Source organism: Streptomyces sp. NPDC032161, from assembly GCF_040636995.1.
Lineage (GTDB): Bacteria > Actinomycetota > Actinomycetes > Streptomycetales > Streptomycetaceae > Streptomyces.
Genome location: NZ_JBEZVN010000013.1, coordinates 24,095 through 35,635, shown reverse-complemented (window position 1 = coordinate 35,635; position 11,541 = coordinate 24,095). Strand labels below are relative to the sequence as shown.

Genomic DNA, 11,541 nt, shown 5'->3' with positions numbered 1-11,541 from the left:
CGCACCCGGGCCGGGGCATCCGTCGCCGCGCCCCGCCGGGCGTCCATGACCCGTACCCGTACCCGTACCCGGGCCGGCCGTCCGCCGCGTCCGGGCTGCGGGGCCGGACCGGGCCCGGCCCCGCGGACCCGCCCGGCTCCGAGTCCGCGTGCCCCCGCGCCCCGCCCGCCTGCCCGTACCCGTGATCCACCGACCCGCACCCGTGGAGGACCCGTGCCCCGCCCCGACGACAACGACGCGATCAACGGCCCGCCGACGCTCCCGCTGCACCGAATGGAATTCGACCCGCCCGGTCCGCCCCGGCCCGTCGTACTGCCGGACGGCACCCGGGCCTGGCAGGTGACCCGCTACGACGACGTGCGCAAGGTCCTCACCGACTCCCGGTTCGGACGCGCACGGCTCGGCATATCCGACGCCGCGCCCCTGGCGGGGCAGGCGGGCCTCGTCGCCAGCACGGACCTGATGTTCAACCAGGACGGCGAGGACCACGTGCGCCTACGCCGCACCCTGCGCGGCGCGTTCACCCCGAGGGCCGTCGCCCGCTGGCGGCCCTGGATCGCCTCGATCGTGGAACAGCGGCTGGACACGCTCGCGGACGGCGAGCCTCCGGCGGACCTGGTAGCCGGTTTCACCCTGCCCCTCCCGGTCGACGTGATCAGCCGGCTCATGGGTCTCGGTGCCGCCGCGCGGGAACGGCTGAGCCACTGGAGCCGGTACGCGTTCTCCGACGGCTCCCACGCGGAGGAGGACATGGAACCGGTGCTGGCGGAGTTCGCCGGGTTCGGAGCCGCACTCCTGGCGGAGCGGCGCAAGGACCCCGGCGAGGACCTGACCAGCATGCTCGTCCGCGCGGCGGACGACGAGGGCGGCATTCCCGAGGGTCAACTGGTCGACCTCGTGTGCGGACTGGTGGTGGGCGGTCACGACAGCACCATGACGATGCTCAGCAACTCCCTGCTCTACCTGCTCGGTGAACGCCCGGAGTGCTGGCCCCGCATCGGGGCGGACGAGGACGCCGCGGGAGCGGTCGCCGAGCGGTTGCTGCACCTCGTTCCGCTCGGCGACGACCGGGGGACCGCACGGCACGCCGCCACGGACACCGAGGTCGGCGGCGTCGTCATCCCGGAGGGAGCGGTGGTGCTGGCCGACTGCGGCGCGGCCAATCGTGACCCCGATGTGTTCCCGGCCCGGCAACTGGACGATCTGTTCAGCCCGTTGGAAGCCCCCACCCTGGCGTTCGGCGCCGGTCCGCACTACTGCCTCGGCGCATGGCTGGCCCGGCTCGAACTCCAGCTGTCCCTGCACCGGCTGGCCGCACGATTCCCCGGCCTGCGCCTCGCGCGTCCGGACGACGGTGTCGAGTGGCGTCGCGGCAGCACCTCCCGCAGCCCTCAACGCATCGCCGTCACCTGGTAGCCGGCCGTTCCGGGCGACGAGGCGTGCCCGTTCGGCGTGCACGCGCGCTCAGCCCAGGTGCACCGGCAGCGTCTCGACGCCGTACACGATCGACAGCTTGCGGAAGGACAGGTCCTGGGGCGGCACGGCGAGCCGCATCCGGGGGAAGCGTCGGGTCAGGGCCGGGTAGGCGGTGCGCAGTTCCATGCGGGCCAGTTCGGCGCCGACGCAGCGGTGGAATCCGTGACCGAAGGCGAGGTGCGCGGTGGGACTGCGGTCCGGGTCGAAACGTCCGTCGTCCGCGACGTACGAGGCGTCGCGGTTGGCGCCGCTGAGCGAACAGAGCACCATGTCGCCCTCGGGGATGACCACCCCGGCTATCTCTATGTCCCGCCGGGCGAACCGCGGGAACGCTATCTGCACCGCGGAGGTGTACCGCAGCACCTCCTCGACGAACGGGGAGGCCGCCGCGTCGTCCGTCCGTATCCGCTCGAACACGTCCTCGTCCCGCAGCAGCACGAGCGAACCCAGGGCGATCGTGCTGGCGGTCGTCTCGAATCCACCGGTGAGCACACCGTCGGCGAGGCCGGCGAGTTCCTCGTCGTCGATGTCGTCGCCGTGCTCCTTGACGATCATGCCGAGCAGCCCGTCGCCCGGCCTCCGGCGCTGCTTCGCGACCACGTCCCTGAAGTACGCCAAGGACTCCGACATGGCGCCGAAGGGCGCGGTCGTCCCGGCGAAGAGATCGAACCGGTCCATGGCCAGCTGCTGGAAGTCGTGGCGGTCCTCGTAGGGCACCCCGAGCAGTTCGCAGATGGTGAGGGAGGGGATCGGCAGCGCGAATTCCTTGACCAGGTCGACCGGGCCGCTCCGGGCCTGCATCGCGTCGAGACGCTCCGCGGTGATGGCGTCGATCCGGGGCGCGAGCCTGCGCAGCCGTCGCATCGTGAACTCGGGGGTCAGGATGCGGCGCAGCCGCGTGTGCACCGGGGGATCGCTGAATCCGAGTCCGCCCGGGCTCTGTTCCGCCGCGACTCCGGCATTCATGGCCAGGTGGGCGAAATCGGTGCTGAAGCCGTCGGGCGAACCGAGAACGGCCTTCGACTCCTCGTAGCCGCTGACCACCCAGGCGTCCATCCCGAACGGCAACGAGACCTTGTGCACGGGTGAGTTCGCCCGGAGCGCCGCCAGCCTGTCCACCGGGTCCAGACCGTCCCTGCGCAACAGCGCCAGCAGATCGTCGGGCAGGAGGCGGATCGTGGAGGAGCCGATGCCGTACTTCTGGATCCTGGACAGGTAGGTGCGCCCAAGCCGGGCGGTGATACGAGAACGGAACCTCGTCCTCAACGTGTTCTCCATGAGTCGTCGCGCGGTCCGCACCGCCGGGGTGCGGAGATGAGAGAAGGGATGCAGTGGGCTCGGAAACGGACATGGGCAGGCGCTGCGACGCCTCGTCCCCCGGATGACGTGCCGTCACCCGGGGGACGAGCCGGAGGAGCGCTGATGGCACACGGTAGCGTGAGTGGGCCCGACGGTTGTTCGACAGTGTTCGATACCGGTCGGATGTGCCGGAGGCGACGCCGACCCGACGTGTGCGTGGTGGCACCCTCCCGTGCCCTGCGTGATGACGGCGCGGGTCGCGTCCGAATCCCGATCGACCGGCCCGGTGCGGAGAATTGTCCTCGTCGCCGTCGTCGAGGCCGGGCGACTGCCACTGCTGCCTCTCCGGCTCTCCGACCCCCACGCCTTCGTCGAACTCCACGCCGACCCGAGAGCAACCACGGAAACGATCCGTCCGTGAGAGTCGCCGGGCGGCTCGGCTTCACGCCGCGCCGAGAGGACACCGTCAACGGTCATGCCGTCACGGAGTACGCGGTGGACCGACCGGACGCCCCCGCGTGCCCGTGACGGCCCCGGATCGGAGACGGCAGCGACCGTTCGTGGGGCGGCGTGGCCCCGCTGCGCCTCGGGCAGTCCGTCCACCGGGAAGATCGCGTCGACCGGACAGGTGCCGGCGCAGGCACCGCAGTCGATGCAGGACCGCAGGCCGATGCAGAGCAGCTCCGTGCTGCCGAACGCCCGTTCCTCCGGCATCGGATGGATGCACAGGTGACGGGGCACACGCCGACGCGGATGGCGTCGCCGCAGCAGTTCTGGGTGATCGCGTGGATCATCTCGGCGGCTCGGCGCGCCGCACCACCGTCCCCACCGCGTGGTGCCCGGCGTCCGGCGAGGCGGCCTGTGCCTCGATCCTCAGCCCCAGAGGGTGTGGTACGTGACGCGGTGCGCCTGCGCCGGTACGCCGTCGGTGTAGACGAGCCGCAGCCGGGCGAACCGCTGGATACCCGGATCCTTCTGCCAGCTCGTCGGACGGTCGAGCCGCACCTCGACGGGGTACGTGTGGAACGTGCCCGCGGCGCAGTAGGGCACGCAGTCGTTCACCGCGTCGAGCCCCGTGCCCACGGCGGAGGACGGCCCCCAGTGGGTCCAACGCAACGAGACGAGGCGGTTGTTGCCGTCCCCGCAGGCGAGCAGGAAGTCGCCGGGCCGGACGCGCGCCTGCGAGAAGCAGTCGACGGCCACCGCGCGGGCCGTGGGGGACTGGGAGGAGGATCGTGCGGGCGACGCGGCGGGCGCGGCCGTCGGTACCGCCGCCACCGCGACCGCCGAGGCCGCGCACAGCACGACCTTGTTCCTGAGTCCGTGTCCGCGCATGCCGTCTCCCCAACTGCTCCTCGGGCACCGCGGGCGGCCCCGGCCGGTCCGTTCGGGGGTCCGCGCCGTGTGCCGTACGGCGCACCGCGTCCTGGTACGGGTGTGCCGGAAGCGGCCACCGGCGCCGCGTTCCGCTGGTCCCCGGCACCGCTCGCGGCCGGTCCGTCGCGGGAGCCCCGGCAACCGTCTCCTCAGTCGACGGTACGACCGGGCGCGTGCGCGCACCACCTGTGCCCGCCGAGGCCCCGCCGTGCGGCCACCGCCGAACGGCGGCCGGACCGGTGCCCGGGGGCGGGCCCCGGGCACTTCCACGGTGCCCCACGCCGGGCGGCGCGCCGTCTCCGTGCCGCACCGTCCCGTCAGGGGTCCGCTCAGGAGACCGGGCCGTCGGAACGCCCGGCGGCCCCGGAACCGTCCAGCAGAGTGAGGGCGATCGCGGCCCGGTCGTCGTCCGCCCCGGTCGACCACTGCTCCGTGTCGGCCCTGAGGAAGGAGACGAGCGCCGCGGGATCGGGCACCCGGCCGCCGCCGAACCGGCCCGCAAGCCGCTCAGTCACCGGATAGAGCTCGCCCTCCGCGTTCCGCGCCTCGCTCACCCCGTCCGTGTACAGCACGACGACCTCGCCGGTCCGCAGGGGGTGCGTCGTGACCTCGGCCCGCCCCGCGCCCAGCTCGCCCAGTCCCAGCGGCAGGGCCGGGGCGGTACGCAGCCGCCGCGTCCCGTGCGCGGTGAGCAGCAGCGGTGCCGGATGCCCGCGATCGACGATCCGCACCGAATCCCCGCCGGGCGGGAACTCCAGCAGCAGTGCCGTGACGAACAGCTCCTCGTCCTCGGCCGAGCGGCCGGAATTGCGGGCGATGCTGAGCTCCAGGTGTTCCGCCAGACGGACCGGATCCGGCCACTCGTGGGCCCAGACCCGGAAGCTCCCCAGGACGGCGGCGACCGTCTCGATCGCGTCCAGACCTTTCCCGCGTACGTCCCCGAGAACGATCCGCACCCCGAAGCGGGTCTCGCACAGGTCGTAGAAGTCGCCGCCGACGAGCGTGCCGCGCTCGCCCGCCTCGTAGAAGCCCGCGGCTCCCACCGGGCCGATCCGCTGAGGGAACGGGCGCAGCAGGGTCAGCTGCATGGCCTCGGCGACCGAGCGGGCACGGACCAGGTGCGCCTCGGCCCGGAGCCGTTGCCGGGACAGCCAGGCGCCGACGAGGCCGATCACGGCGGTGGAGGCGTAGAGCGCCACGTGGTGCGGCTCCCCGACGTGCCCCGGGCGCCGGGAGGCCAGCCACATCTCCAGCGTCAGACACAGGACGGCGATCCCGGCGGTGTGCCGGGGCCCGCGCGTGGTCGCCGCCACCGGAGGAACGCCGATCAGCAGGAAGCTCAGCGGCTCACGGCTGCGGGCCGCGAGGTCCGCGGCCACGTCCAGGGCGATCAGCAGCAGCGGAAGCCACCAGGCCCACGTACGGCCGCCGAGGCGGGAGCACCACCGCCACAGCGGCCCGACCGCTTCGCCGTCCGCTTCACCAACATGTGACATAGAGGGACTTTATGCGCATACCCGCCTTCTCCGGCATAGGCCGCTTCCGCTGTCGCCGCCGACCGCTCGGTCCCGGGGTGGTGAGCGTGGCCGCACGGGTGTCGGGGCGCCCGGTTCAGCGCCGGGCACGGGCGCGGGACCCCCTGCCCACCACCCGAACGGCACCCCGTGAAGGGCCGAAACGCGGTCGGGTTAGCATATGAGCGCCGCCTAGCTCGAAAGATAAATCTGTGACTGTCAACGAGGACTCGTTCACTAACTGGAAGAACCGTGAGGAAATCGCGGAGTCGATGATCCCGATCATCGGGAAGCTGCAGCGGGAGCGGGACGTCACCGTCCTGGTCCACAGCCGCTCCCTGGTGAACAAGTCGGTGGTCAGCATCCTCAAGACCCACCGATTCGCGCGCCAGATCGCGGGCGAGGAACTCTCGGTCACCGAGACGCTGCCGTTCCTGCAGGCACTGACCACCCTCGATCTCGGCCCGTCCCAGATCGACATCGGCATGCTCGCCGCGACGTACAGGAACGACGACCGCGGGCTCTCCGTGGCGGAGTTCACCGCCGAGGCCGTCGCCGGCGCCACGGGCGAGAACAAGATCGACCGCCGTGAGCCGCGCGACGTCGTCCTGTACGGCTTCGGCCGCATCGGCCGTCTCGTCGCCCGCCTGCTCATCGAGAAGACGGGCTCCGGCAACGGCCTGCGGCTGCGCGCCATCGTCGTCCGCCGGGGTGGTGACCAGGACATCATCAAGCGTGCCTCGTTGCTGCGCCGCGACTCGATCCACGGCCAGTTCCACGGCACCATCACCGTCGACGAGGCGAACAGCACGATCGTCGCCAACGGCAACGCCATCAAGGTGATCTACGCCAACGACCCGTCGGAGGTCGACTACACGGCGTACGGCATCGACGGCGCCATCCTCATCGACAACACCGGCAGGTGGCGCGACCGCGAGGGCCTGTCCCAGCACCTGCGGCCCGGCATCGCCAAGGTCGTCCTGACCGCTCCCGGCAAGGGCGACGTCCCCAACATCGTCCACGGCGTCAACCACGACACCATCAAGCAGGACGAGCAGATCCTGTCCTGCGCGTCCTGCACCACCAACGCGATCGTCCCGCCGCTGAAGGCGATGGAGGACGAGTACGGCGTGCTGCGCGGACACGTGGAGACCGTCCACTCGTTCACCAACGACCAGAACCTGCTGGACAACTACCACAAGGCGGACCGGCGAGGCCGTTCGGCGCCGCTCAACATGGTCATCACCGAGACCGGCGCCGCCTCGGCGGTCGCCAAGGCGCTGCCCGACCTGAAGGCGCCGATCACCGGCAGCTCGATCCGCGTCCCGGTCCCGGACGTCTCGATCGCGATCCTCAGCCTGCGACTCGGCCGCGAGACCACCCGCGAAGAGGTCCTCGACTACCTTCGCAACGTGTCGCTGACCTCCCCGCTCAAGCGCCAGATCGACTTCATCACGGCGCCCGACGCGGTCTCCAGCGACTTCATCGGCTCGCGCCACGCCTCGATCGTCGACGCCGGCGCCACCAAGGTCGACGGCGACAACGCCATCCTCTACCTGTGGTACGACAACGAGTTCGGCTACTCGTGCCAGGTCATCCGGGTCGTCCAGCACGTCTCCGGGGTGGAGTACCCGACCTACCCGGCCCCGGCGGTCTGATTCCCGGCCCGTCCCGCACCGCCCCCGTCCGTCCGGCGTCCCGGCCGGCGAGGGCGGTGCGTGGCCGGGACCACGGGGCGGGTGCCGGAAGGCGCCGAACCCGGTACCGGACCTCCCACGAGCCCCCGCCCGTCGTCCGACGGACGGGGGCTCCGTCGTGACGACGCGCGCCGGGACGCCGGCGGCCGGGGCGGACCGGACGGCACGGCCCGTCGGCAGCTCGGCCCGTACCGCGCGGAACCCCGATCACGTTTCGACCGTCGTCGAACACGGAACAAGTCGGTGATCCGGGGAAGCCGCCCCGCCGTCGTCCTGAAGGAGCGCACCCATGCCGATCCCGCTCGGTCTCGGTCTCCCGCAGATGAGGCAGTACGACATCGGCCGTGATGTCGCCACCGTCGCACGTGCCGCGGAGCAGGCCGGATACGAGAGTCTCTGGGTCTTCGAACGCATCCTGTTCCCCGAGCCCGCGACCCAGGGGCTCTACGGCGTACCCGGACTGCCGTGGCCCGACCAGTACCGCGGTGTCGCCGACCCGCTGGTCACGCTCACGCTGGCAGCCGCGGCCACGGAACGGCCCCGGCTCGGCACCAGCGTCCTGGTCGCGCCCCTGCACGTACCCTTCCAACTGGCCCGCTCCCTCGCCTCGTTGGACGTGGCGAGCGGCGGCCGGGTGATCGCGGGAATCGGCACGGGATGGTCACTGGACGAGTACGCGGCGGCGTCCGTCGCCCCCTTCGAGAGGCGCGGAGCGGTCCTGGACGAACTCCTCGACGTGTGCGCGGCCGTCTGGGGCCCGGACCCCGTGGCATATGAGGGTGAACTGACCACGATCGCCCCGTCCGCGGTCGGTCCCAAGCCGGTGAGTCCCATTCCGGTGTACCTGCCCGCGAACAGTCCGCGCGCCACCCGCCGTCTCGTGGACCGGGCGGACGGCTGGATGCCCGTGGCGGCGGGACCCGCCCAACTGGCCGAGCAGTGGCGGCGGGTGCGGGACACGGCCGCCGAACGCGGCAGGGAACGCCCGCTCGACGTCTGCGTCCGTGTCAACGCGCGCCACACCGCCGAGCCGGTCGGGAGCGAGGGACGGCAACCCTTCCACGGCAGCGTGGCGCAGATCGTCGAGGACCTCGCGGCACACGCCGGACCGTACGTGACCACGTTCGTCCTGGACCTCCAGGGCACACCGCGCGACGCCGCGGAACTCGTCGACGTTGCGGCCGAGGTCTACGAGGCGGCGCGAGCGGCCGGCATCTGACGCCCCTGCCCGGGACCGGGTGGCGGAAAGGCGCACGAGCAGAGGCACCCGCCGAAGGGTGCCGGGGGAGTGCACCCCTCCGCCTCGCCCGGCGCCTCCCCGCTCACCCGGGCCTGGCACGTACGCGACCGCGACCCGATTCCGCCCCCGGCGGGACACCGGCCGGCGACCGGGCTCGTCCGCATGGAGCAGCGCCTCGGAGGAACCACGCGGAGGATCACGCCCCGCTCGGTGGTTTTTCTGGACGGGAACGGCAATCTCTCGAGAGAGCGCCGGACGTCCCCGGACCCACCACCGAGAAAGGCATGGAGACACCATGAGCGAATCGATCGCGGATGTACGGATCCCGGACAGTGCCTTGGCCAGGGAGGCCACCGAACTGGTCCGCGAGGCGGCCTCTCAGCTTCTGTTCGATCACTCACGGAGGGTCTTCCTCTGGGGCGCGCTGCGGGGGCGCGAGGAGGGGCTGCGGTACGACCCGGAGCTGCTGTACGTGGGCGCGATGTTCCACGACCTGGGCCTGACGGAGCGCTACCGCCGCACCGACCAGCGGTTCGAGATCGACGGCGCCGACGAGGCACGGAGGTTCCTGCACGCCCGCGGCATCACCGACGAGGAGGCCGACCGGGTCTGGACGGCCATCGCACTGCACACCACACCGGAGATCCCCCTCCACATGGCCCCCGAGATCGCCCTGGTCACCCGGGGAGTGGAACTCGACGTGCTGGGCATCGGCTACCACGCGGTCTCCGACGGACAGCGTGCGGCCGTCGTCGCCGCCCACCCCCGCCCCGACTTCAAGAAGCGGATCCTGGCCGCGTTCACCGAAGGCATCAAGGACCGCCCCGAAACGACGTTCGGCAACGTCAAGGCAGACGTCCTCGCCCGCTTCGTGCCCGGATTCGAACGGGGAGACTTCGTCGACGCCATCCTGGACTCCGACTGGCCGGAATGACCCTCGGGCCACGGCTTCGACACCGCCGATACACCGCTCGTTGCGCCGGGTGGCAGCGCGCCAGTCCGGCGGCCGTCCGTTCGCCGCCCGCGCGGAAGGGACGGCCGCGCAGACACCGCGCGCCCGGTGACGGTCCGGCGTCCGACCGGCTCGTCCGGACCGCCCACCACGTGCGGGTGAATTCGCTCGTGATCCACGACCACCTGAACAGCACGGCCATCACCATGACCGAGGATCTGCACAGGTTCCCGCAAGGGTCCGGAGGACGGACTCCGGCCCGAGCACGTCGGCCGCGGTCGTAGGAGACCGCGCGAACAGACCACCATCCCCTGCCCCGACACGGGCGCGGGGGCATCCGCGCACGTGGATGCCCGCTGTGGGCCCGCCCGTCGGCCCCACGGCGAGCCCCACCCAGCAAACAGCCGAGTCGATGCCGCAGCCCGTCGCTCCGGATCGGCGGGCAGGAGGATCATGCCCATCACTGACGAACGCGTTCCTCTGCACCGTCTGACGTTCGCCCCGTCCGGGCCGCCCCGGCGTACCGACCTGCCCGACGGCCGCCCCGCCTGGCTGTTCACCCGTTACGCCGACGTCCATCAGGTCATCAACGACAGCAGGTTCAGGCGGACCCTGCTCCGCACGCCGGAGGACAGCGCCTCCGCCCTCGTGGACTCGCCCGATGCCGTGGGCAAGCTGGACGACGTCCAGCACCTCCGCCTGCGACGCACCGTCCAGCGCGCGTTCGGCCCGCGCGCCGTCGCGCGCATGACGCCCTGGGTGGCCGACGTGGTCGACGAACTGGCCGACGCGCTCGCCGACCACGGCTCCCCGGTGGACCTGGTCGCCCACTACACCCGCCCGCTGCCCATCGCGGTCATGAGCAGGCTGACGGGCGTGCACGACGTCAGCGACACGCGCCTCCTGCGCTGGACCGAGCACGCCTTCGCCACCGATGAGAAGGACCGTGCGGAAGTCGCGGAGGTCACAAGGGAGTTCACCGAATTCACCACGGGCCTGCTGGCCGACCGGCGGCGCACCCCCGGCCCGGACCTGATCAGCTCGCTCGTCCAGGCGGCCGACGGGGAGGGCGGCGTCCCCGAACCGCAACTCGTCAACCTGGTCAGCACCCTCGTGGTGGGCGGCTACGACACCGCGATGACCATGCTGGGCAACTCCCTCCTCTACCTGCTCCACGAACGCCCCGAGGTCTGGGCCCGACTCGCCGCGTCCGACGAGGACGCGGCCGGCCGGCTGACCGAGCGCCTGCTGCACCTGATCCCGCTCGGCGATCCCGCCGCCCACTCCAACCCCCTCCAGGCCATGGAGGACGTCGAGGTCGGCGGTGTCACCGTCCGGACCGGCGAGATCGCCACGGTCGACCGCGGCGCGGCGGGCCGGGATCCGGCAGCGTTCTCCGACGCCCCCTTCGGCGACCTGTTCGCACCACTGGAACACCCGACCCTCGCCTTCGGCGGGGGACGGCACTACTGCCTGGGCACCTGGCTCGCCCGCGCCGAACTGCGCCTGGGACTGCACGGACTGGCCGTCCGCTTCCCGCACCTGCGCCTCACCACGCCCGTGGACACGGTCACATGGCGCCACGGCACCATCACCCGCAGCCCGCTGCGCCTCCCGGCCGCCTGGTGACCCGTCGAGGAGGCTGAACCACCGCGGACCGTCGCGGGCGGTCCTGCCGTCGGCCCGGGCGGCAGGACGCGCGGATGCCCGAGGAGGCCCGATCGCCCCCGGGGCCGACCAGGCCCGGTTCGGCCCCGAGGAACCAGGACCTGGGGACCAGGACCGGGGGACCAGGACCCGGGAACGAGGACCAGGGGACCAGGACCGAGGCGGATGCGGCGTTGTCACAGCCGTGCTGTAGAACGCTGACCGACAGACACCGGCGCCCGACCCCGCGGCGTGCGCGCCTGGCCGTGCCGCGCCTGCCCGAACCGCGCACGGGCCTCACCGCACGGGGCGACCGGGCCGCTCGTAGAGAAGCAGAGG

The 11,541-nt window shown here is 72.2% G+C and carries 8 protein-coding genes and 1 pseudogene; 5 read left to right on the top strand and 4 right to left on the bottom strand.

Features of this window, described 5'->3' with window-relative positions:
* The first annotated feature begins 273 nt into the window (after window positions 1-273).
* Window positions 274-1,416 (top strand): cytochrome P450, encoded by a 1,143-nt coding sequence (locus AB0E67_RS22190; protein WP_362029672.1) that lies wholly within the window; start codon window positions 274-276, stop codon window positions 1,414-1,416.
* A 48-nt stretch (window positions 1,417-1,464) separates the two neighbouring features.
* Here AB0E67_RS22190 and AB0E67_RS22185 read toward each other — a convergent pair whose 3' ends face one another.
* The 4 genes and pseudogenes from AB0E67_RS22185 to AB0E67_RS22170 form a co-directional block, all read right to left on the bottom strand.
* Complete coding sequence (locus AB0E67_RS22185) at window positions 1,465-2,754, bottom strand: cytochrome P450 (RefSeq protein ID WP_362029445.1); 1,290 nt, start codon at window positions 2,752-2,754, stop codon at window positions 1,465-1,467.
* Window positions 2,755-3,339: 585 nt separating this feature from the next.
* Window positions 3,340-3,569, bottom strand: a pseudogene (locus AB0E67_RS22180) (ferredoxin-NADP reductase); the annotation flags it as partial.
* Window positions 3,570-3,648: 79 nt separating this feature from the next.
* Entirely contained in the window at window positions 3,649-4,110 is a 462-nt protein-coding gene (locus tag AB0E67_RS22175; RefSeq protein ID WP_362029443.1) for a hypothetical protein, read from the bottom strand.
* Window positions 4,111-4,481: 371 nt separating this feature from the next.
* On the bottom strand, window positions 4,482-5,648 hold the full coding sequence (locus AB0E67_RS22170; protein WP_362029440.1) for a PP2C family protein-serine/threonine phosphatase: 1,167 nt from the start codon (window positions 5,646-5,648) through the stop codon (window positions 4,482-4,484).
* 230 nt (window positions 5,649-5,878) lie between these two features.
* Between AB0E67_RS22170 and AB0E67_RS22165 the strand changes: the two genes are divergently transcribed.
* From AB0E67_RS22165 to AB0E67_RS22150, 4 genes are all read left to right on the top strand, one after another.
* Window positions 5,879-7,324, top strand: a complete 1,446-nt coding sequence (locus AB0E67_RS22165; RefSeq protein WP_362029438.1) for a glyceraldehyde-3-phosphate dehydrogenase — start codon at window positions 5,879-5,881, stop codon at window positions 7,322-7,324.
* Between the two features lie 328 nt (window positions 7,325-7,652).
* Window positions 7,653-8,582: an LLM class F420-dependent oxidoreductase gene (locus AB0E67_RS22160; RefSeq protein ID WP_362029435.1), complete on the top strand. Its 930-nt coding sequence runs from the start codon at window positions 7,653-7,655 to the stop codon at window positions 8,580-8,582.
* A gap of 316 nt (window positions 8,583-8,898) precedes the next feature.
* Window positions 8,899-9,537 carry an HD domain-containing protein gene (locus AB0E67_RS22155; protein ID WP_362029433.1) on the top strand — a complete coding sequence of 213 codons (639 nt, stop codon included), beginning with the start codon at window positions 8,899-8,901 and terminating at the stop codon, window positions 9,535-9,537.
* A gap of 471 nt (window positions 9,538-10,008) precedes the next feature.
* Window positions 10,009-11,184, top strand: a complete 1,176-nt coding sequence (locus AB0E67_RS22150) for a cytochrome P450 (protein WP_362029430.1) — start codon at window positions 10,009-10,011, stop codon at window positions 11,182-11,184.
* Window positions 11,185-11,541: the final 357 nt, after the last annotated feature.